General features: G+C 67.2%; 19 protein-coding genes and 1 pseudogene. 7 read left to right on the top strand and 13 right to left on the bottom strand.

What is annotated here, in order from left to right:
- Positions 1–22: 22 nt before the first annotated feature.
- Genes IC40_RS0121610 through secA2 form a run of 3 tightly spaced genes read right to left on the bottom strand, consistent with a single transcriptional unit; the run spans position 23 to position 3927 of the window.
- Positions 23–931 carry a DUF881 domain-containing protein gene (locus IC40_RS0121610; RefSeq protein WP_030136765.1) on the bottom strand — a complete coding sequence of 303 codons (909 nt, stop codon included), beginning with the start codon at positions 929–931 and terminating at the stop codon, positions 23–25.
- Complete coding sequence (locus IC40_RS0121605; protein WP_042509741.1) at positions 924–1583, bottom strand: CDP-alcohol phosphatidyltransferase family protein; 660 nt, start codon at positions 1581–1583, stop codon at positions 924–926. Before IC40_RS0121605 ends, IC40_RS0121610 begins: the two co-directional genes overlap by 8 nt.
- 10 nt (positions 1584–1593) lie before the next feature.
- Positions 1594–3927, bottom strand: a complete 2334-nt coding sequence (gene secA2 / locus IC40_RS0121600; protein WP_030136763.1) for an accessory Sec system translocase SecA2 — start codon at positions 3925–3927, stop codon at positions 1594–1596.
- A 158-nt stretch (positions 3928–4085) separates the two neighbouring features.
- On the opposite strand from secA2, the gene IC40_RS0121595 reads away from it, so the two are divergent.
- Positions 4086–6017: an ABC transporter ATP-binding protein/permease gene (locus tag IC40_RS0121595; protein WP_030136762.1), complete on the top strand. Its 1932-nt coding sequence runs from the start codon at positions 4086–4088 to the stop codon at positions 6015–6017.
- Between the two features lie 12 nt (positions 6018–6029).
- Here the strand turns inward: IC40_RS0121595 and IC40_RS0121590 are convergent, their stop codons facing one another.
- Genes IC40_RS0121590 through IC40_RS0121580 form a run of 3 tightly spaced genes read right to left on the bottom strand, consistent with a single transcriptional unit; the run spans position 6030 to position 8760 of the window.
- A complete protein-coding gene (locus IC40_RS0121590) occupies positions 6030–7511 on the bottom strand; it encodes an FAD-binding protein (RefSeq protein ID WP_030136761.1) in 1482 nt (493 codons plus the stop codon).
- A 19-nt stretch (positions 7512–7530) separates the two neighbouring features.
- A complete protein-coding gene (locus IC40_RS0121585; protein ID WP_030136760.1) occupies positions 7531–8025 on the bottom strand; it encodes a VOC family protein in 495 nt (164 codons plus the stop codon).
- A gap of 45 nt (positions 8026–8070) precedes the next feature.
- A complete protein-coding gene (locus tag IC40_RS0121580) occupies positions 8071–8760 on the bottom strand; it encodes a TetR/AcrR family transcriptional regulator (RefSeq protein WP_030136759.1) in 690 nt (229 codons plus the stop codon).
- Positions 8761–8862: 102 nt separating this feature from the next.
- Between IC40_RS0121580 and IC40_RS0121575 the strand changes: the two genes are divergently transcribed.
- Positions 8863–9303, top strand: a complete 441-nt coding sequence (locus IC40_RS0121575) for a PNPOx family protein (RefSeq protein WP_030136758.1) — start codon at positions 8863–8865, stop codon at positions 9301–9303.
- On the opposite strand, the gene IC40_RS0121570 is transcribed toward IC40_RS0121575, so the two are convergent.
- From IC40_RS0121570 to IC40_RS0121550, 5 genes and pseudogenes are all read right to left on the bottom strand, one after another.
- Entirely contained in the window at positions 9216–9950 is a 735-nt protein-coding gene (locus IC40_RS0121570) for an Rv1815 family serine proteinase (RefSeq protein ID WP_030136757.1), read from the bottom strand. The two genes, IC40_RS0121575 and IC40_RS0121570, sit on opposite strands and share 88 nt — an antisense overlap.
- Before the next feature lie 177 nt (positions 9951–10127).
- Positions 10128–10298: pseudogene (locus IC40_RS28360) on the bottom strand (LysM peptidoglycan-binding domain-containing protein); the annotation flags it as partial.
- 133 nt (positions 10299–10431) lie between these two features.
- Entirely contained in the window at positions 10432–11838 is a 1407-nt protein-coding gene (locus tag IC40_RS0121560; RefSeq protein WP_030136755.1) for an NAD(P)/FAD-dependent oxidoreductase, read from the bottom strand.
- Positions 11839–11868: 30 nt separating this feature from the next.
- Positions 11869–12801 (bottom strand): sterol desaturase family protein, encoded by a 933-nt coding sequence (locus IC40_RS0121555; RefSeq protein WP_030136754.1) that lies wholly within the window; start codon positions 12799–12801, stop codon positions 11869–11871.
- Between the two features lie 29 nt (positions 12802–12830).
- Positions 12831–14384: a carboxylesterase/lipase family protein gene (locus tag IC40_RS0121550; protein ID WP_030136753.1), complete on the bottom strand. Its 1554-nt coding sequence runs from the start codon at positions 14382–14384 to the stop codon at positions 12831–12833.
- Positions 14385–14518: 134 nt separating this feature from the next.
- Here IC40_RS0121550 and IC40_RS0121545 point away from each other — a divergent pair, with 134 nt between their 5' ends.
- Complete coding sequence (locus IC40_RS0121545) at positions 14519–14860, top strand: DMT family transporter (RefSeq protein ID WP_030136752.1); 342 nt, start codon at positions 14519–14521, stop codon at positions 14858–14860.
- Positions 14860–15183, top strand: coding sequence for a DMT family transporter (locus tag IC40_RS0121540; RefSeq protein WP_030136751.1), 324 nt, complete (start codon positions 14860–14862; stop codon positions 15181–15183). Before IC40_RS0121545 ends, IC40_RS0121540 begins: the two co-directional genes overlap by 1 nt.
- On the opposite strand, the gene IC40_RS0121535 is transcribed toward IC40_RS0121540, so the two are convergent.
- Positions 15152–16354, bottom strand: a complete 1203-nt coding sequence (locus tag IC40_RS0121535) for an MFS transporter (protein ID WP_030136750.1) — start codon at positions 16352–16354, stop codon at positions 15152–15154. The genes IC40_RS0121540 and IC40_RS0121535 overlap by 32 nt on opposite strands.
- 81 nt (positions 16355–16435) lie before the next feature.
- On the opposite strand from IC40_RS0121535, the gene malQ reads away from it, so the two are divergent.
- From malQ to IC40_RS0121520, 3 genes are all read left to right on the top strand, one after another.
- Entirely contained in the window at positions 16436–18544 is a 2109-nt protein-coding gene (malQ, locus tag IC40_RS0121530; protein ID WP_030136749.1) for a 4-alpha-glucanotransferase, read from the top strand.
- A 64-nt stretch (positions 18545–18608) separates the two neighbouring features.
- A complete protein-coding gene (locus tag IC40_RS0121525) occupies positions 18609–19049 on the top strand; it encodes a hypothetical protein (RefSeq protein ID WP_030136748.1) in 441 nt (146 codons plus the stop codon).
- A 22-nt stretch (positions 19050–19071) separates the two neighbouring features.
- Positions 19072–20496 (top strand): serine/threonine-protein kinase, encoded by a 1425-nt coding sequence (locus IC40_RS0121520; RefSeq protein ID WP_030136747.1) that lies wholly within the window; start codon positions 19072–19074, stop codon positions 20494–20496.
- Between the two features lie 53 nt (positions 20497–20549).
- Here the strand turns inward: IC40_RS0121520 and IC40_RS0121515 are convergent, their stop codons facing one another.
- The gene (locus tag IC40_RS0121515) at positions 20550–21026 is read right to left on the bottom strand and encodes an NUDIX hydrolase (protein WP_030136746.1); all 477 of its coding nucleotides are present in this window, start codon (positions 21024–21026) and stop codon (positions 20550–20552) included.
- Positions 21027–21028 lie beyond the last annotated feature (2 nt).

Here is a 21028-nt window from a genome sequence, read left to right as displayed (position 1 = left end):
TCGATCATTTCAGCAGCTGCCGTCACGGCTTCATCTCCTTGGCGAAGCGGATCTCGCGGACCGAACCCCCCGGCACGTTCAGCGCCTCGCCGGTACTGACCGTAACCCCGACACCGTAGGACCGCTGCAGCAGCATCAGCCGCTGCATGCCGGAGCTGCGGTTGAACACGTCCTGGATGGCGTGCGGCGGTCCCAACGCGATCACCTCGTACGGGCTGGTGATCGGGTGGTTGTCGACCAGGATGCGGCCACCGGCCTGTCGGATGGTGACTCCGGGGCCCACCCGCACCCCGCCTACCGACACCGCTTCGGCGCCACCCACCCACAGGGAGTTGACCACCAGCTGCAGGTCGCGATCCAGGATCACCTGCTGGCTTCCGGCGACGCGTTGCTTGCTCACATCGGTCAGATCACGGGACACGCCGGGATCCGTGACGGTGACCGTGACACCAGGGCCGATCGCCGGTGTCACGGCGGCGGCGAATTCGGCTGAGTCGAGTTGGGCGAGCAACGCCCGGCCCTGTTCGTCGCCCGCCAATCTGCTGCGGCGCTCGGACTCCACCTCGGCGGCCAGCTCATCACGGGTGGCTTCGATTGCCCCCGTGCGGGTTTCAGCCGCGCGAGCGCTCTCGGAGAGCACCTGCTGAGTCTGACGATTCGCCGGAGCCAGTGCCTGCGCCTGCGACGCCGCCGCGGCGAAAACTCCTGCGACGATCAGCCCGGCGAGCAGCGTCCAGCCCCATTGCCGCCCGCGCCGCGGCGGTTGGCCGGTGCGGGCGGCGGCCGCCGCCGCGTAACCGGGATCGAGATGATCGGTCAGCAATGAGCGCAACAGGGAGGGGACCGGGATTCGTCGAGGTGCGCCGGCTTGGTGGGCACTCAGCCCCGCACGGGGGTGATAACCGCCCAACGAGTTCGATCGCTCAGCCACCGGTGCCGCGCCCCCCCGATGTCGCAGCCACGCGCGGCATGGATCGCGCCACCATGGACACCTGCATCAAATACAGCACGGCCGACCACAGGTAGAGCGCCATACCCCAGATCAGGAATGCCCACCCGCAGGCCAGGATCACCCGGCTCCACAGGGCGTCGAACTGACCGAGCAGCACCAAGGGCAGACCCGACATCAGCGCGAAGGTGGCACCCTTGCCGAGGTAGGTGACCGGCAAGGCGGTCAGGCCGCGCGAGCGCAGCAGTGGAAGGGTCGTGGCCAGTATCAGGTCTCGGCCCAACAGCACGATCACGAACCACCACGGCACCACGCCGGCCGCCGCCAACGCCAGTGGCACGACGACCATGTAGATGCGGTCCACCAGAGGGTCCAGCAGCTCGCCCAGCGGCGACGACTGATTGTCGACCAGCCGGGCGATCTTGCCGTCGGCCCAGTCGGAGAACCCGCTGAACATCAGGATCGCCACCGACCACCCGGTCTGCTCGACGACCAGCAATAGGTACAGAAAGACCGGCACCAGGATCAGTCGGATGACCGAGAGCGCGTTCGGGATCGTCAGCACCCGATCACCGACGCCTCCCGACGCCGAATCCTGTGGACGATCCCCCGCCGCTCCGCTCGCCCGGGTCATGGCTAGAAACCTAGCGGAACACGCCGGGCAGACTCAGCGCCGACATGACGTTGTCGGCCAGTGGATCGTCGTGGATCATGTACGTCCACGTCGAGGTGGGCCGCGCCAGCCTGGTCAGGTCCAGCCCGGCCACGCCCTCCTCGTCATCGACGATGGTGGCGGTGTCGAAGGTCTGCTGGGCGGCCTCGATCGCATCGGCGGCAAGTGAGGCGAAGGCGTCCACCGCCATCCGGTGGAACTCGTCGAGCGGATTCTGGTTGCCCAGGGCCCGCAGGCTGATGCTCTCCCGGATATCGGCCAGATAGGCCAGGTGGTCGGCCCAGCCGCGGTCCAGGTGGTACAGCATGATCAGCCGGCAGATCTCCTCGAGGCGCTCCTGCGGAATCGTCTCGGCGAGTTCCTCGTAGCGTTGCGGTGAGCGTTCTTCCAGCTCCTCACGCGCGGCCGCGGTCCGCAGCAGCGTGTCGCGGCGCTCGACGAGGATCGCGCGTTGTTGCGCGGTCAGCTGGTTGTAGCGCCAGGTATTGGCATGCAGGTCGAGGGTCTTACCTTCGGCCACCCGCTGTGCGTGATCCAGCAGGGCGGCCGCCCGGTCACTGATGATCCGGCCGTCGCCGTCGGTGGCCAGCGGCAGCTTGTTGGGCTCGACGAACGACACGACGACGTCGTCCTCCCAGCTGGAGAAGAACACCGAGGAACCGGGGTCGCCCTGGCGCCCGGCGCGGCCACGCAACTGGTTGTCCAGACGTTCGGTGTAATGCCGCCCGGTGCCGATGACGTGCAGGCCGCCGAGCTCGGCCACCTCATCGTGATCGGCTTCATCGGAGCCACCGAGCCGGATGTCGGTACCGCGGCCGGCCATCTGGGTGGACACCGTGACCCGGCCCCGCGCGCCGGCCTCGGCGATAACGGCGGCCTCCTCGGCGTCGTTCTTGGCGTTCAGCACCACCGCCGGGATGCCGGCCTTGACCAACCGCTCGTGCAGTTCCTCTGATTCGGCGACATCGCGGGTGCCGACCAGGATCGGCTGGGAGGTGGTGTGCACCTCGGCGATGTGCTCGACGATGGCGTCGTTCTTGGCGGCGATGGTGATGTAGACCCGATCGGCCTCGTCCTCACGCATATTGGGCTTGTTCGGCGGGATCGGGGACACCCCGAGCTTGTAGAACTGGCGCAACTGCTCACCGGCGGCCAATGCGGTGCCGGTCATGCCGCACACCCGCGGGTACCGGTTGATCAGGGCCTGCACCGTGATGGTGTCGAGCACCTCACCGGTCTCGGTGATCTCGATGCCCTCCTTGGCTTCGACGGCCGCCTGCAGGCCGTCGGGCCAGCGCTGCAGGGAAGCGATGCGTCCACGAGATGCGTTGATCAGGTGCACCGCGTCATCGCGCACGATGTAGTGCACATCGCGTTCCAGCAGCACATGCGCGTGCAGGGCGACGTTGATCTCGGTCAGTGTCGAACCGACATGCTCCTCGGAATACAGGTCGATACCGCCGAGAGCGGCTTCCAGACGCCGCGCGCCCTTGTCGGTGAGCTGCACATTGCGCTTGTCGGCGTCGGTCTCGTACTCGACGCCCTCGCGCAGTTCGCCGACCAGCCGGATGATCTCGACCCGAGGTGTCTCCCGGTGCGACGTGCCCGCGAGCACCAGCGGCACCAGCGCCTCGTCGACCAGGACCGAGTCGGCCTCGTCGATCAGCGCGACGTCCGGGCTCGGTGAGACCAGGTCGTCGACGGAGATCACCAACTGATCGCGCAGCACATCGAAGCCGATTTCGTTGACCGAGCCATAGGTGATGTTGCAGCCGTAGGCTTCCCGACGCTGTTCGGGAGTCGAGTCGGCGGTGATCCAGCCGACGGTCAGCCCGAGCGCACGGTGCAGTGGTCCCATCCACTCGGCATCGCGACGAGCCAGATAGTCGTTGACCGAGATGACGTGCACGCTGCGGCCACCGATCGCGTATCCCGCTGCGGCGATGGCGCCGGCCAACGTCTTGCCCTCACCGGTCGCCATCTCGACGACGTCACCGGCCAGCATGCGCAACGCACCGAGCAACTGAACATCGAACGGCCGCAGCGCGATCGACCGCTCCGCGGCCTCCCTGACAAGGGCCAGGAACTGCGGGATGTCCGACGAGTCGGCAAGGTCGTCCAGGTTGAGCAGCCCGGCTGCCTTGAGCAGCTGATCATCGTCGAGACCGGCCGCCTTCTCCTCGAACTTGGCCGCGGCATGCACCTGCGTCATCGAGCGCGCCTGGTCCTTGTCGGTGCTGGCGCCCAGCAGCTTCCAGAACCGGTTGCTCAACCGCCCTGACTTGGCACCGCCGGACTTGGACACCTTCGAGGTCTTGGAACTCACAGCCACAGTCATACGGTACGCGGAGCAGGTCGGACCAAGGGGGGGACCACGGCCCGGTCGACACACCGATCGCACTCGCCGGTCGGGCTGATGCCATCAGCCGCGCTGCGACCAGCCGCAGCCTGTACCTTGCCCGCATGGACATGTTCACCCCGACGCTGGACTGGGGCAGTGAGCTGGGCACCTCCCTGATCTGGATCGCCAAGGCCTGGACGATTGCGGCGGTCAGTACCGTGCTCGTGCTGATCCTGCTGGCGAAGTTCACGGTCTGGGGGCGGCAGTTCTGGCGCATCACCGGCGCCTACTTCACCGGCCGGGAGTCGGTGAAGGCGTGGTTGTGGCTGGGCGCGATCCTGCTCTCGATCATCTCCGGTGTGCGCCTGGACGTGCTTCTCAGCTATTACGGCAACGACCTGATGACCGCCGCCCAGACCGCGGTGCAGGGGGTGGCCGCCGGCGATGACGCGGTCCGCCAATCCGGTATCGACGGGTTCTGGTTCTCCATCCTGATCTTCGCGGTGCTGGCCACCATCCACGTCTGCCGGGTGCTGCTCGACATCTTCATGATGCAGCGGTTCATGCTGGCCTGGCGGGTGTGGCTGACGGGCAGACTGACCGATGACTGGCTCGACGGCAAGGCCTACTACCGCAGCCGGTTCATCGATGACACCATCGACAACCCCGACCAACGCATCCAGGCCGATATCGACATCTTCACCACCAACGTCGGACCGCTGCCGAACACCCCCAACAACACCAGCGGCTCGACGCTGCTGTTCGGGGCCATCAGTTCGATCGCGTCGGTCATTTCGTTCACCGCGATTCTGTGGAACCTGTCCGGAAATCTGTCGGTGTTCGGCGTCAACATCCCCCGCGCGATGTTCTGGATCGCCATCGTCTATGTATCCGTCGCGACCATCATCGCGTTCTGGATCGGCCGCCCGATCATCCGGTTGACCTTCGACAACGAGCGGTTCAACGCCGTCTTCCGCTACGCGTTGGTGCGGCTGCGCGACTCGGCGGAGGCGGTGGCGTTCTATCGCGGCGAGGTCGCCGAGCGGGTGCAGTTGCGTCGGCGCTTCGAGCCGGTCGTATCGAACTACAAGCGCTATGTGAACCGGTCGATCGCCTTCAACGGCTGGAACCTGACGGTCAGCCAGCTCATCAACCCGCTGCCGTGGATCATCCAGGCGCCCCGACTGTTCGCCGGTGAGATCAAGCTCGGCGACGTCTCGCAAACTTCGTCGGCGTTCGGCAACATCCAGAGCTCGCTGTCGTTCTTCCGCAATTCCTATGACGCATTTGCCGGCTGGCGCGCCTCGATCATCCGCCTGCACGGCTTGGTGGTTGCCAACGAGGAGGGCCGGGCGCTCAACGAGCTCACCGTCGAACCGTGCGGCAGCTGCCCCGTCGAGATCCGTGATGTCGCGGTGAGCACGCCCACCGGCGAGATCCTGGTCGAGGATCTGAACCTGCAGATGCAGCCGGGCGACACGCTGATCGTCACCGGCCAGTCCGGCGCGGGCAAGACCACCCTGCTGCGCAGCCTGGCGCAACTGTGGCCGTTCGCCAGCGGAACCCTGCGGTGCCCCGAAGGCGCCAACGAGACGATGTTCCTGTCCCAGATGCCCTATGTCCCACTCGGCGATCTGCGCGCGGTGGTGTCCTACCCGAAGGGTCCCGACGAGTTCACCGACGAGGAGCTCATCGCCGCGCTGGACAAGGTGTCACTACCGCAATGCGCCAGACGCCTTGCCGAAGTGGCCGACTGGGTCAAGGTGCTCTCCCCCGGCGAGCAGCAGCGCGTCGCCTTCGCCAGAGTGCTGCTGACCAAGCCGAGAGTGGTGTTCCTCGACGAGGCGACCTCTGCCCTCGATGAGGGCCTGGAGTTCACCATGTACGACCTGGTGCGCCGCGAGCTGCCCGACACCATCCTGGTCAGCGTCACCCACCGCAGCACCGTGGGCCAGCATCACGAGCAGCACCTGCACTTGTTCGGCGGGGGCAGGTGGGTGCTCGGCGATGTCGATCCCGAAACCGGAAAGCCCAAATCGCCCCAGCCGAACTGAGCCGATGCCGGGTCAGCGCGCGGCGGCGTGCCTGCCCGCCCGGCGGCCGAAGAACGAACCCTCGCCGAGTTGGACACCGCTGGCATATCCCTTGCCATCGCGCGCGATATTGGACGCGCACGCACCGGCGGCGTACAGACCCGGGACCACCGCGCCGGACTCGTTGAGAACCTCGCCGTCCAGCGATACCGTCAGACCGCCCATGGTGAACCCGGAGTACATCGCGACACCGAGGGTCAGGTCGAACGCCGCGAATGGCCCGGTGTCCTGCGGGGCGAGATAATCGGGCTGTTTGTGGAAGTCGGGATCGACACCGGCAGCCGCATTGGTGTTGTACCGCTCCAGGGTGGCGGCCAGGTTGCCGGACGGAATGCCCAGTGCCTGCTCGACTTCGGCGATCGTCTCGTAGCCGTCGATGAACTTGATCAGCGGCATCTCGGGCATCTGCATATGCGCCTCGTCGACGATCAGGTAGGCGGCGTGATCGGGTTGTTCGAGCACGAAAGCCGATGTGCGCGAATGGTAGGAGTCCTCGGCGACGAACCGGTGGCCGTCCTTGTTGACGATGACACCGGTGAGCAGGATCTCCGGCGGGTAGGCGGCGGCCGTGATGAACGCCTGATCCAGATTCTTGGCGACACCGCCCGCGGACACCCCGAGCTTGATACCGAGGCCGTCGTCGTTGGGATTGCCAAGGATGTAGGGCGCCACCAAACCGTGATGCTTGGTCTTGCGCTCCTGGCCCAGTTCCGGCGTGTACTGCGCCACCATCTCGGCGTTCATCGCAAACCCGCCGGCGGCGATGATCACCGATTTCGCCTTGACCGCACCGGTTTCGGTGAAATGCTTCCAGGCCACCCCCTGCACCACGCCGTCGGCGACCACGAGGTTCGTCGCACCAGTCTCGTAGCGGAACTGCACGCCGAGCTCCGCGGCGCGTTTGAGCAGTAACTGGATCACCATGTCGGCGCCGCCGAGTTCGCCGGGAACCGGCACCGAATGACCGCGCGGTGCGGGCTTGGCCTGATCGATGAAGGGCCACACCTTCTCGTTGCCGGTGTAGGACAGGCCCTCGGTGCCCGGCGGGACCACCACCTTGCCCGGGTAGTAGCTGCGTTCGAACTGAAAGCCAAGGGACTCCAGCCAATCGAAGTGCTCGACGCTGTGGTCGCAATAGGCGCGAATCTTGTCCAGTTCGGGGTCCTCGGTGACGGCGACCAGGTACTTGTACATCTCCTCGGCACTGTCCTCGTGTCCGGTGGCCTGCTGTACGGCCGTTCCGCCGCCGAGGTAGAAGTGCCCGCCGGCCATCGACGTGGTACCGCCGGCAGCGGCCGCCTTCTCCAGCACCAGCACCCGCGCCCCGGTCTCGGCCGCGGTGACCGCCGCACAGCCACCGGCGATACCGAAACCCACGACGACGACATCGACGTCATCGGACCAGGAGCTGACGTCGGCCACGCCGATGGTTGCCGGGATCTGCTGCAGGGTCATCGTTGTCTCCTCGGGCGCATCACTGCTGTTGTTGTTTGACGTGGTCGAAAAAGGCCTGGATGTCGGGCGGAATGTAGGCGATCTCCACGAACGGCACCCCGGCGTCGGCGCCGCTGACGTATCCGAAGTGCATGCCGCCGGGCATCACACCCCTGGTGACGACGGGCGCACCGGCTGCCGCCGCATCGTCCAGCGCGGCCTCGAAGGCATCCGCATCCGGCACGGCAACGCAGATGTGGTGCAGTCCGGCACCGTGGAATTCCAGGAATTCGGCATAGATGCTCTCACCGCGTACCGGCGCGATGAGTTCGAGCTGCAGGTCACCGGCGTAACTGAGCGAGATGTCGGCGACGAAGTCTGCGGGTTCCCCGCGATGGGTGCAGGTTTCCGGACCGAAATGCAAGTCGGGCATGCGCACCCATGTCTTGGCACCCGACAGCGCACTGAGCATCTGCTCGGTGGCAGTCAGGTCTGCGGTCACCCAGGCAACCTGGACAGGTGTCTGATCATGCATCGCAGTGAGGATATCGCCAGCGCTCGACGATCGCTAGAACAGGTTCTAGTTTGGCGGGAATTCGCTGCTCATCATGTGCACGAGCAATCCCAGCTGAGCATCGAAAACCGCGCCGGGATCACTGAGCGTGTCGGCTCCGTACTGCCCGAAGACCTCCAAGCTGATGGCGCCGACCACGGTCGCCCAGGTCGACAGACAGGCCAGCATCAGCCGGTCACCGCCGGGAAACCCGAACTCCGCGCGGATGCCGTCGAAATCGGACGAGATCGGTTCACTCATCGAGTCGTCCGGGCTACCCACGGCCCCGCTACGGACCCCGTCGGCAACGATCGACAACAGGGTGGCGATGACCCGGGTTCCCGGACCCACCGTCAACTCCGGGGGCGCGTGATATCCGGGCACCGGGCTGCCGTAGAGCAACGCCCACCGCGCGGGCTGATCCACCGCCCAGGCGCGCGCCGCGCGCCCCAGCGCGACGAGCCGGTGATCCCAGTCCCCCGCTCGCGCGGCGGCGTCGACAGCGTCGGCGAGATCGTCGTAGGCGTCGACGAGAAGCAGGGTCAGCAGATCGTCCCTGCTGGCCACGTACCGATACACCGCCGAGGACACCATGCCCAAGTCTCGGGCGATGGCGCGCAGCGACAGCCCGGCGGCACCGTCGGTCACCAGATGACGGCGGCCGACCTGCACGATTTGCGCCTCGATACGGTTCCGCGCCTCCTGCCGCTTGCCCACGGCACCAGTCTGCCACAACCGAGAACAGTGCTCTTGCTTTTTCTCGGCCGCAGTGTCATCGTCGAACGAGAGCAGTGCTCACGAAAGATATCGGAGGAACTGATGACCAGTCGATACGACGAGCCCGGCCGCCTCGCCCGAGCCGCCAATACGCTGATCCGACACCTGGCCGAACTGGGGATCGAGATCGCCGGCAGCCGTGCGTTACGGGTTCGCGGCCGCAGCACCGGACGATGGCGCTCGGTGGTGGTGAACGTGCTGACCGTCGACGATCGCGACTATGTGATCGCCACTCGCGGGAACACGCAGTGGGTCCGCAACGCCAGGGCCGCCGGCGTGGTAGAAACCGGCCCGCGATGGAAGCGCAGGCGCCGACGTGTGATGGAGATCGGCGACGCCGACAAGCCCGAACTCCTCCGGCGCTATCTGGACCGCTGGTATTGGGAGGTCAAGGGTCACGCAGGCGGGTTGACACCCTCTTCCAGCGAGTCCGAGGTCAGGGAGATCGCGGCCTCGATACCGGTGTTCGAACTGGCCGGCTGAGTGGCGACCGCCTCGCGGATCCGCGGCACCGTGGCCTGCCAGGACACCGCGGTGGGCGCACCACCCCAGGTGCTGTTGAACAGCCCGACGATGGCGGCGCGGCCGTCGGGCGTCAGGACGTAGACCGGACCGCCGGAATCGCCTTTCTGGCTGACCACACCGTCTTTCATGGTGAACCACCCGTTGTTGACCACGCCGACCGTGCCGCAACTCTCACCGGTGACGATGCCGAAGTGGCAGACGGGCTGACCCGGCTGCTGGACGGCCAGCGCCTGGTCGAGAACCAGCGACCGACCACCGGGCAGCACGGTGTTGACCGCGACGTCGGGGTTGAGGGTGATCGCACCCCAGTCGGCCAGCTGATGATCACCCGTCACCGTCGCGCCGTCGGGGGTGTTGTCGTCGAAGAGGGCCATCTCACCGAGGGCATTACCGAATCGGTCGGTCACGGGTCCCGCGCCGCGGCAGTGACCGGCGGTGAATGCCACCCGCGCCGCGGGATCGACGAATCCCAGGGTGCACATGGTGGTGCCCTGCCGGATCTCCATCCCGGGGTGCACGGTGACTGCCGGCGCGGGGGCGGCGGCCGGTTCGGCGGCAGCCGCGCCGGCCGGGGACACACCGACCGCGACGGCAGCGGCGATCATCGTCAGGAACAGCCGTGCACGCATCCAGCCCTCCGATCCTCCACCCCTCCGGGACGAAATTACCGGGGTGCTGACGGGTGAATCGGATAACGGTCAGATCTCGTTACATCACAAGTCGTGTAACGACCCGCGTGTCACAGCAGTCACACCAGTAACATGGCGTAACGTTCCTCGGCCCTACGGGAGGGTCAGGATCTGGCCGGGATGGACGAGGTCGACATCGGTCAGCCCGCTCGCGTCCGCGATGCGCTGCTGTTCGCTGCCGTCCCCGTAGAACCGCTCGGCAATACCCCACAGCGTGTCGCCGGACACCACGGCATAAGTCCGTGGGCGTACCGCCGTTGCCGGTGCGCTCCGGGCCGGCCGCTTGGCGCGCTGAAGTCGAATCCCCATGTCGTTCTCCCCTCGTGGCCCCAGCCTAGAGACCACGAGGGCAGTCACGGGAGGAATTTGCACACTGCAGCGGGACTCTGCGCGTCGATCAGGAATCGAAGCCCAACCCCAGCTTGTCCAGCGCGCGTAACAACACATTGCGCTTACCCGCGGAATGGTCGGCGCGATCCAGTGACCACCGCGTCGCCTGGATCCCCACCGACGCGAACGGTTCCGGCGGGAACGGCAGCGGTTTCTTGCGGACCATCTCCAGTCGGGTGCGCGGCGTCGGCGTGCCGTCCAACAGATCGAGACAGACGTCCGCGGCGAAACGCGTCGCACCCACGCCAAGTCCGGTGAACCCGTTGACGTAGGCGACCTTGCCCCGGTGCGCGGTCCCCCAGTGCGCGCAGAACCGGGTGTTGGTATCGATCGCACCCGCCCAGCGGTGACTGAATCGGACGTCATCGAGTTGGGGAAAGGTGATGAAGAAGTGCTCAGCCAGCCTGCGGTAGGTCTGCGGCCGGTCCTCATAGCTGGGATCGACCCGGCGACCGAAGTGATACACGGCGTCGTAACCGCCCCAGACGATCCGGTTGTCCGCGCTGAGCCGGTAGTAGTGGAACTGGTTGGCGCAATCGCCGACGCCCTGGCGACCGGTCCAGCCGATTCGCTCCAGTTGCGCAGCGGTCAGCGGCTCGGTGGACAGCACGTAGTCATAGACCGGAACGGTGTACCAGCGGTTGCGGCGCAACAGGCTGGGAAACACGTTGGTGGCCAGAACGACCTGCTTCGCCGTCAGCGTGGCGGAGCCGGTGCCCACGCGCACGATGCCACCGGCGGCCTCCAGCGATATCGCCCGCGTGTGCTCGTGTATCTGCACGCCGGCCTGCTGGCAGGCCCTGGCCAGCTCCATGGCCAGTTTGGCCGGGTGCACCAGAGCGCAACTGTCCGGCTCGTAGAGCCCGGCCCGATAGGTCGGCGAGTGGACCTCCGCGCGCACCTGCTCCTGATCGAGGAACAGTCCCTCGCCTGCGGCGGCGGATTCGGTGAGCCAGTCCACCTGATGCGGCTCGGTGGCCACCGATAGCATTCCGGTTCGCTCCCAATCGACGTCCAGCCCGAGCCGTTCGATATCGGCGGCCATGCCGTCCAGGTTCGCCATTCCGAGCTCGGTGAGGGTGCCGAATTCGGCTGCCCACCTTGATCGTCCGTTCTCGGCACCGTGGGTGAGGCTGGCATCGACGAAACCACCGTTGCGACCCGAGGCCGCCCAGCCGATCCGGTCGGACTCGATCAGGACGATGCGGCGGTCCGGATACCGTTCGGCGGCGTGCAGCGCCGCCCACAGCCCGGTGTACCCGCCGCCGACGACCAGCAGATCGCAGCTCTGTGACCCGACCAGAGGTGCATGGTCCGGGCGAGCGATATCCAGCCACACCGGGGCGAACACGCTTGCTGCCAGCGACCGTTCGACCAGCGCGGGGTCGACAGGGGCATCGAAGACTGTCCTCACCAGGGCGACACTACGTGGTGAACGGACGGTTCAGTGCGCAGCCGACCCGACCGGCTCGGTACTGCGGGTCGGGGTCCACCCCGGCGGACCGAACACGTATCCGAGCTTGTCTCGCAACCCGCGGGCACTGCGCACCGCACGGGCGATCTTGACGTATTCGTGGGTCTGCAGTGTCCAGATGTTGAAGGTCTCGACCTGCGTGGTCAGCCCGTAATGCGGTCGGAACAGCTCATCCTGGTAGCTACCGAACATCCTGTCCCACACGATCAGGATCCCGCCATAGTTCTTGTCGAGATACTCGGCATCCATACCGTGGTGCACGCGATGATGCGACGGCGTGTTGAAGACGAATTCTATTGGCCGCCAGAGCTTGTCGATCCGCTCGGTATGCACCCAGAACTGGTACACCAGGTTCACCGAAAAGCTCGCAAACACGATCCACGGCGGAACGCCGAGCAGCGGCAGCGGAATCCACATCAAAATCTCGCCGCTGTTGTTCCACTTCTGGCGCAGCGCGGTGGCGAAGTTGTAGTACTGGCTGGAGTGGTGGGCCTGATGGGTGGCCCAGATCAGTCGAACCCGATGAGCCGCCCGGTGATAGGCGTAGAACAGCAGGTCAACACCGAGCAGCGCGATCGCCCAGGTGTACCACCGGTCCGCCGGCAGCTGCCACGGCGCCAGGTAGGCGTAGATCGCCGCGTAGCCCAGCAGCGCCACGGCCTTCCACGCCGCGGTGGTGACCACCGAGACCAACCCCATCGACAGGCTCGTCCAGGCGTCGCGGCGCTGATAAGCGCCCGCAGGGCTGCGTTGGTCGGCGCCGGACTCGGACTCGAGGTGTTCGAGGCGGCGCGCCGCGGTCCACTCCACGACAAGGAGCAGCAGGAAAAACGGGATGGCGAACAGGACCGGGTCGCGCATCGGCGCGGGTAGTGCGGAGAGCAATCCCGTGACGACGTCCATCCGAGGAGCCTAACCGCAGCGGTACCGGGTCAGCGGAAGCTCAGCACCTCGGTTCCCCAGGTACTGCGCTGAATATGGTCCGGATCGAACGCCAGCTGGTCATCGCGCCCGATCAGCAGATTGACGCGGTCCTGCTCGTCATACGGGCGCCACCGCGGACCGTCGTCGGCATCCGGTGCCCCGCCGCGCGCGAAATTGCACCACCGCTGGCGCATTCTTCGTGAGACCTCGGTACCCGCGGCAAGACCACCGAGTTTGAATGTCGGGTCGCGACGGCCTGCCACCAGATTGCCCCACACATACGGTAGTTCGGTGGCATGCGCACCGCCCAAGCCGAGGACGCGAAGCATGGGGGTGGACCAGTCGAATCGGTACATGTACACGGGCGCGACCACGCTGTGCCCCTCGGCGAACCAGATCGAGGGCATCCGGAACCCGATGTCACGCGCGACGCCGAGCCCGGGTTTCTTGCCGCGCCCGCGGTACACCGCCGCGATCTGGGCCGGGGTGGGGATCTGCAGGTCGGGTTGCTCTGACGCGATCGCGGTGAACATCTCACTGATGGCCTGCCCGCTGATCGGTAGCAGCGGTGAACGCATCCACCGGAACAGCGCCGCCTCGTGCTCGTTGGTGCCGATGATCAGCGGAACCGGCCTCGATCGTCCCGATCTGGCGACGTTCACCGGGTAGTCCGGCACGATGTCACCGTCGACGATCGGCGCGAACCCCAGGGTGCCCGGCGCCAGCCGCGGCACATCGTTGAACAACTCCTTGGCCGCGGCGATGATGGCGGCCACCGGCAGCTCGCTCAGCTGGTCCGACTGTCGTGCCGTCATACCGAGTTCGCCGAGGAACTGCTCGCCGATCCGCTGCGCGCGCTTCTGGTCGTAGACCGAGGTGACCGGCGAGCTCTGCGCGATGGCGCGATGGAACAACCCTTCGGCAGCGGGACTGGCCAGCAGCGTGGTCACCACACCACCGCCCGCCGACTCACCGAACAGCGTGACCCGGTCCGGGTCACCGCCGAAATTGGCGATGTTGTCGCGTACCCACCGCAACGCGAACAGCACATCGCGAAGGCCGATGTTGGTCTCGAAACCCTCGCCCAGCCACGACAGGTCCAGGAATCCGAACGGGCCGAGACGGTAGTTCACCGTCACCACCACGACGTCCCCACCGGCCGCGAGCTCGCGCCCGTTGTAGAGCGGCTGGGCCCCCGAGCCGAGGATGTATGCGCCGCCGTGCACCCACACCAGGACCGGTCGTGGACCATCGCCGTGGGCCGGAGACCAGACGTTCACCGTCAGGCAGTCCGCTCCCTGCGGCGCGCCCAGATCCAGCGGGATCCGCGGGTCGGTGGGCTGTGGGCATACCGGTCCCACCCGGGTCGCATCGGCCGGTTCGGTCCAGGGTTGCGGCCATCGGGGCGAACGCCAGCGCAGCGTGCCAACGGGCGCGGCGGCATAGCGAACCCCCAACCAGTGGGTGACGACGCCATCGCCGGCGCCACGCACGGGACCGTTGGTGGTCTCGACGACCGCGGTGTCGTCGATCGAAAATCGGGTATCGGTCACATCCTCCATAGTGGCACCGCCGATATCGGGTGCACCGATACGTGACGGGGTCCATATCACCCCACTCCCTAGGTCATTCCCCACTGGCGCGCCGGCACCACCCCATACCGGTCGGGGGCCGCGCACACGGTTAAGTTTGCGCCGTGCGCAAGTGGGTCCTGCTGGGCGGAGCGATCACGACAGAGGTCGCAGGGACGTTGTCGCTGCGTGCCTCACAGGACCATTCCGGTTGGCTGGTCCTCGTGGTCGCCGGCTACCTGTCGTCGTTCATCTTGATGGCCGCGGTGCTCCGGACCGGGATGCCCGTCGGGGTGGCCTACGGAATCTGGGGCGCGACCGGCACTGCCGTCACCGCCGTCGCTGCCTCGCTGATCTTCGGCGAGGCGTTCACCTGGCCGCTGCTGGCCGGAATCGCGTTGATCATCGCCGGCGTCCTGCTGGTCGAGTTCGGTTCACACGACGCGCCGTCAGAGGCCCGACCGTGATGTGGCTGGCGCTGGCCGGCGCGATCGGTACAGAGGTGCTCGCCACACTGTCGTTGCGGGCATCCGATGGTTTCCGCCGCCGCCGGTGGATCGTCCCGGTGGCGGCCGGCTATCTGCTGTCCTTCTATCTGTTGTGGGTGTCGCTGTCGCTGGGGATGCCGGTCGGTGTGGCGTACGGCATCTGGACCGCGTGCGGTGTCGCGCTGGTGGCCGTCGCCGCACGGGTGTTGTTCCGCGACCCGTTGACCTGGCGGATGATCGCGGGCATCGCGCTGATCATCGCCGGCGTGCTCACGATCGAGATGGCCGGCGTGGCGCACTGAGTACGCCCGGCACACAGGTCAGCAATGCGACCAGCAGTCCCACCGCGGGTACCAACAGCAGTCCCACCCGCAGTCCGGCGGCATCGGCGATCAGTCCGATCACCGGCGGCGAGGCGATGAACCCCAGGCGCATCAGCCACGCCACCACCGTCAGTCCCGTCCCCGGCCGCAACCCGGGTAGTCGGTCGGCACCGTGCATCGCCGCAGGCACAAGTGTGGCAACCCCGAGGCCGACCGCCGCAAAACCGGCGATCGTGCCGGGCACCGACGGAAACGCAAGGGCCAGACCCATACCGGTCGCCATCACCAATCCCCCGGTTCTGGTCACGGCACGCTCGCCGAACCTGTCCACCAAGCGATCACCTGTCAGCCGCCCGACGAACATGGACCCGATCAACGCGACATAGCCGAACACCGCGACCGGCCCCGGGGCGCCGAGCCCGTCGCGCAGATAGAGCGTGGCCCAGGTGCTGCCGACATCCTCGATGACGGCCCCGGCGATGGCCACGACCACCAGCACCGCCAGCAACACATACGCCGGAAGCCGCGCCCGCCGTCCTACCACGGTGGGCCCGTCATGGTGGTCCTCGGCGCGATCGGGCCCCGGCAACAGGAACGGATAGGCCGCCAGCGCCACCGCCGCGAACACCGCTGCCGCGATGGCCAGGTGCAACCCACGCCCGAGACCCAGGGCGATGGCGGCAGCGCCCATCGACCCGCCGACGATGCCACCCGCAGCCCAGACCGCGTGCAGCGAATTGATGATCGATCGCCCGTAGGTGTGTTGAACCCGCAGGCCATGCACGTTCTGCGCGACATCGGTGACGGCATCGCAGGCGCCGGCGCAGAACAGTGCGGCAGCCAGGAACACAGGCGTGCCCGCCGAACCCGCCGTCGCGATCAGCACCGCCAACAGCACCGACGAACCCACCGCGACACGCGCCGATCCGAACCGCCGGATGATCGCGCCGGCGGCCAGACCTGCCACCAGCGCACCGGCGGCGAACGCCGCCACCACCGCGCCGTAGCCGGCGTTGGACAGCCCCAGATCGCTCTTGATCTCCGGGTATCTCGGTAGCAGGTTGGCGAACATCGCGCCATTGGTCAGGAACAGTGCTCCCACGGCGATTCGTGCCCGCCGGTCGGGGTCGGTGCTGGCTGCGGGCGGCATGCCCGCCGACGATACTGACGCCACGCGCAACGTTGTCCACCGGTCCGGCGGCGGCGCGGCGGATCCGGCAAGATTGCGAGCATGACCGAATTGGCCGATCTCGCACGGCGGTACGCGGTGGCAACGGAGTTCGTCGACTGGCGTGGCCGCAGCGTTCCGGTGCCCGAGCACACGCTGGTGTCCGTGCTCGCCGCGCTCGGAGTCCCTGCCGATACCCCGGCTGGACGGGAGCACGCCGCGCGGGCGCTTGACCGCGAGTACTGGGGCGACACCTTGGCGCCGACGGTGGTGGCCCGCTCGGGCACCGCATCGTCGTTCTGGGTGCATGTGACCCATGGCCGGCCGGTAGATGTGTGGGTCGAGCTGGAGGACGGTTCCCTGCGCACCGAGCTGCGCCAACTCGAAAACAATCGTGCGCCATACGATCTGGATGAGCGGATGATCGGGGAGGCCACCTTCGAACTGCCTGCCGACCTGCCGCCCGGATATCACCGCCTACATGCCAGGACCGACACGGTCGAGTCGGACACCACGCTGATCGTCGCGCCTTCGGCGCTGGCGCCGCCGCGCAGGCGGCAGTGGGGCCTGGCCACCCAGCTCTACAGCGTCACCTCCGAACAGTCTTGGGGCACCGGCGATCTGACGGACCTGACCGATCTCGCCGTCTGGTCGGCCGCGCGGCACGGTGCGGGATTCATCCTGGTCAATCCCTTGCACGCGGCCGCGCCGGTGGCACCGATGGAACCGTCGCCCTATCTGCCCACCTCCCGGCGGTTCGTCAATCCGCTGTATCTGCGGGTCGAGGCCATCGACGAGTACGCACAGCTGCGCAGGCGCGGACCGCTGCGCAAGGCCCGAGCCGAGCTGGCCGCCCGCGCCCGACGCCGTGACGGGATCGACCGCGATGCGGCTTGGAAGGTGAAACGTGCTGCCCTACAACAGGTGTATCGAGTGCCACGGTCCGCGGGACGGGATCTGGCGTACGCGGCATTCCGTGCTCGTGAAGGCCGCAGCCTCGACGACTTCGCCACCTGGTGCGCGCTGGCCGAGGTGCACGGTCCGGACTGGCACGCCTGGCCGGAAACGCTGACCCATCCGGACAACCCCGAGGTCGCGGCGTTCGCCGCCGCCCACGAGGCGGACGTCGACTTCCACCGCTGGCTGCAATGGCAACTCGACGATCAGCTGACCACCGCCCAGGCCAGAGCCACCCAGTCCGGCATGGGCCTCGGCATCATGCACGACCTGGCCGTGGGTGTCGATCCCGACGGGGCGGACGCCTGGGCGTTACAGGATGTGTTGGCGCGTGGGGTGACTGCCGGGGCACCGCCGGACGAGTACAACCAGCTCGGCCAGAACTGGTCGCAACCGCCGTGGCGCCCCGACCAGCTGCGACGCACCGGCTACGCGCCGTTCCGAGCACTGGTCAACGCGGTACTGCGCCACGCCGGCGGCGTCCGCATCGACCACATCATCGGGCTGTTCCGGTTGTGGTGGATCCCGGAGGGCGCGGCGCCGACCGAGGGCACCTACGTGCGCTACGACCACGATGCGCTGATCGGCATCGTCGCACTGGAGGCATATCGCAGCGGTGCCGTCGTGGTCGGCGAGGACCTGGGCACGGTGGAGCCGTGGGTGCGCGACTATCTGCGCGACCGCGGACTCTTCGGCACGTCGATCCTGTGGTTCGAACGCACCGATGAGGGCGCACCGCTACCCGCCGCATATTGGCGCGAAGCCTGTCTGTCCGCGGTGACCACCCATGATCTGCCGCCGACGGCAGGCTACCTGGCGGGTGAGCACATCCGGCTGCGCGAGTCACTGGAGCTGCTTACCAGGCCGGTCGAGGAGGAGATCGCCGACGATCGGGTCGAACAGCAGGCCTGGCTCGACGAACTGCGCCGTCTCGACCTGGTCGGAGAACAGCCCGATATCGACGAGATCGTCCGTGGTCTGCACGCCTTCCTCGGCCGCACGCCGTCGAAACTGCTGGCCTTGGCGTTGCCTGACGCGGTCGGTGACCTGCGCGCGCAGAACCAGCCGGGCACCACCGACGAGTATCCGAACTGGCGCGTCCCACTCTCCGGGCCCGACGGTGCGCGGATGTCCCTGGAGGACGTTTTCACCGATCCTCGGGCCAATGCGCTTGCCGAAGTAATGAAAGCCCAGGTGCCGGCGATGGACACGTGACTGGAGTTTCTACAGGTGTGGTTCTGCGATATGTTCGCAGCGCACCGCGACACCCGGAGGTCACGTGAAGAAGCTAATCGGCTTGGGGCTGGGCGCCTGCGCCATCGCATCGGCGGCCATCGTCACCGCGGGCACGGCGAGCTCGGACCCGCAGGCGGCGCAGGCTGCCTACAACGTGGTCGGCGAGCCGTACGGCAAGGCCGTTGCGATCCTCAAGAGCATGGGCATTCCGTCGATGTTCGGTGGCGCGGTGGGCAGTGACATCCAGCAGAGCATGTGCATCGTGGAGAAGCAGAAGTACATCCCGTCCGGGAAGATGCAGCTGATGCTCAATTGCACGCAGGCGGCTTTCGATGCCGCCGGTGCCAGCCGGTCCACCGGATCGGGCCCGGGTGGGCGAACGGTCGGCGCGAACGGAGTCACCACCGTGACGCCGACACCGATGCCGCCGGCGCAAGCCGGAGTTCCCACCTCGCCGGCGCCCGTTCCTCCGCCCGCTCCCTGAGTTCGGCGTCTAGTATTCGCCCATGCCATTGGCGCCTGGCGCGACGTTCGCCGGATACACCATCGTCCGCGCCCTCGGCGCCGGCGGGATGGGTGAGGTCTACCTCGCCCAGCACCCTCGACTCCCGCGCCAGGACGCGCTCAAGATCCTGCTCGCGCAGGTGTCCACCGACGATGAATACCGCCAGCGTTTCGAGCGCGAGGCAGATATCGCCGCCACGCTGTGGCATCCGCACATCGTCGGTGTACACGACCGCGGCGAGAGCGACGGTCAGCTCTGGATCGCGATGGACTACGTCCCGGGAACCGACGCCGCCCGCTTGTTGCGCGGCGACCACCCTCAGGGTCTGCCGCCGCAACAGGTCATCCAGATCGTCACCGCGGTCGCCGAGGCGTTGGACTACGCCCATCAACGCAATCTCCTGCATCGGGACGTCAAACCGGCCAACATCCTGATCTGCGGTCCGGACTCCGGTGATCAGCGCATCATGTTGGCCGATTTCGGTATCGCGCGGTGGTCCGATGATGTCAGTGGGTTGACCGCAACCAATATGACCGTCGGCACGGTGTCCTACGCGGCGCCCGAGCAGCTGATGGGTAATCCTCTGGACGGTCGGTCGGATCAGTACGCCCTGGCGGCCACCGCCTACGAGTTGCTCTCCGGGACACCGCCGTTCCGCAACTCCAACCCGGCGGTGGTCATAAGTCAGCATCTATCGGCGTCGCCGCCCGCGATCGGCAGCAGGCGTCCCGAGTTGGCGCACCTGGACCCGGTGTTCACCAAGGCGCTGGCCAAGGAGCCCGGTGACCGGTTCGACCGGTGCACCGACTTCGCCCGCGCCCTCGGACACCAGCTGGCCGGCGACACCTCCGAGCAGACCAGGTTGGCACCAGCCCCCAAGAAACCCAAGGTGCCCAGGCGGCGCCCCGCGGCCGCGATCCTGGTTGCCGGGGTTCTCGCGGTCCTGCTGTGCGTCGCGATCGTGGTCGCGGCATTCGAATTCGGCCGCGCCGATGACGAACGTCCGGGCGCGGCGCCGGCGACCACCTCCAGCACCCGACCGTCCACGACCACCGCCCCTGCGCCGCCTCCGGTGGCGAGCACCACCGCCTCCGCTACCGATGCGACCGTCACGGTCACCACCGATGTGACCGAACCAGCCGCCGCGGCGGTGGTCGGTGCCGATTGCGGCCCGGTCGGCAGCACGGGCACCACCGCCGATGGGACGACGGTCTATTGCGAGACCCTGGCAGGCACCCAGGCGACCATCTGGTCGTCGACGCCGGGACCGGTACCGAGTCCCACGGTGACCACCGAGGCACCGGATCCCAGCGAGGAACCCCTGCCCGGTGTGTTGGAGTCCCCGGTGCGGGTGTGCATGCAGCAGACCGGTCAGACCCGTCGCGAGTGCCGCGAGCAGATCCGCATCAGCAACGGATTGCCCTGAACCATCAGCCGGCCCGGCCGGCGTGAGCCATCAGTCGGCCCTGGCGGCGTGAGCTATTCGTCGGCCCGGCCGGCCAGCCGCGTCATCAGCTGATCCAGGAGCGGCCGTTGCCCTTTGAGGAGTTTGATCCGGGCCTCGGCGACGGTGAACCATTGCACGCGGTCGAGTTCCGGATATTGCCGGATACGGCCGGAACCTCGTGGCCATTCCAGTTCGAACGTGTTGCTGACCGCGCCGGTGACATCCAGATCCGCCTCGACCGCGAATGCGGTGACCAGCTTGCCGCCGGGTTGGCGCAACGGCGGGAAATCCATCCGCTCACCGTCGGGTACGGGCAACCCGATCTCCTCGGTGAACTCTCGGCGGGCGGCCGACCAGGCGTCCTCGGACTCGTCGAACTCGCCCTTCGGAATAGACCATGCGCCATCGTCTTTGCGTGCCCAGAACGGGCCGCCAGGGTGCCCGATCAGCACCTCGGCCGTGCCCTCGGTCACCCGGTAAAGCAGCAACCCTGCGCTTGGTCGTGGCATCA

The sequence above is a fragment of the Mycolicibacterium neoaurum ATCC 25795 genome (assembly GCF_000691525.1).
Lineage (GTDB): Bacteria > Actinomycetota > Actinomycetes > Mycobacteriales > Mycobacteriaceae > Mycobacterium > Mycobacterium neoaurum.
This window is presented reverse-complemented; position numbering and strand designations above follow the sequence as displayed.

Bases quoted from the DNA above. Each gene is read 5' to 3' on its own strand.
- IC40_RS0121605 (WP_042509741.1), bottom strand. From the start codon at position 1,583: ATGACCCGGGCGAGCGGAGCGGCGGGGGATCGTCCACAGGATTCGGCG.
- IC40_RS0121595 (WP_030136762.1), top strand. From the start codon at position 4,086: ATGGACATGTTCACCCCGACGCTGGACTGGGGCAGTGAGCTGGGCACC.
- IC40_RS0121590 (WP_030136761.1), bottom strand. From the start codon at position 7,511: ATGACCCTGCAGCAGATCCCGGCAACCATCGGCGTGGCCGACGTCAGC.
- IC40_RS0121585 (WP_030136760.1), bottom strand. From the start codon at position 8,025: ATGCATGATCAGACACCTGTCCAGGTTGCCTGGGTGACCGCAGACCTG.
- IC40_RS0121575 (WP_030136758.1), top strand. From the start codon at position 8,863: ATGACCAGTCGATACGACGAGCCCGGCCGCCTCGCCCGAGCCGCCAAT.
- IC40_RS0121570 (WP_030136757.1), bottom strand. From the start codon at position 9,950: ATGATCGCCGCTGCCGTCGCGGTCGGTGTGTCCCCGGCCGGCGCGGCT.
- IC40_RS0121555 (WP_030136754.1), bottom strand. From the start codon at position 12,801: ATGGACGTCGTCACGGGATTGCTCTCCGCACTACCCGCGCCGATGCGC.
- IC40_RS0121550 (WP_030136753.1), bottom strand. From the start codon at position 14,384: ATGGAGGATGTGACCGATACCCGATTTTCGATCGACGACACCGCGGTC.
- IC40_RS0121540 (WP_030136751.1), top strand. From the start codon at position 14,860: ATGTGGCTGGCGCTGGCCGGCGCGATCGGTACAGAGGTGCTCGCCACA.
- IC40_RS0121535 (WP_030136750.1), bottom strand. From the start codon at position 16,354: ATGCCGCCCGCAGCCAGCACCGACCCCGACCGGCGGGCACGAATCGCC.
- malQ (WP_030136749.1), top strand. From the start codon at position 16,436: ATGACCGAATTGGCCGATCTCGCACGGCGGTACGCGGTGGCAACGGAG.
- IC40_RS0121520 (WP_030136747.1), top strand. From the start codon at position 19,072: ATGCCATTGGCGCCTGGCGCGACGTTCGCCGGATACACCATCGTCCGC.
- IC40_RS0121515 (WP_030136746.1), bottom strand. From the start codon at position 21,026: ATGCCACGACCAAGCGCAGGGTTGCTGCTTTACCGGGTGACCGAGGGC.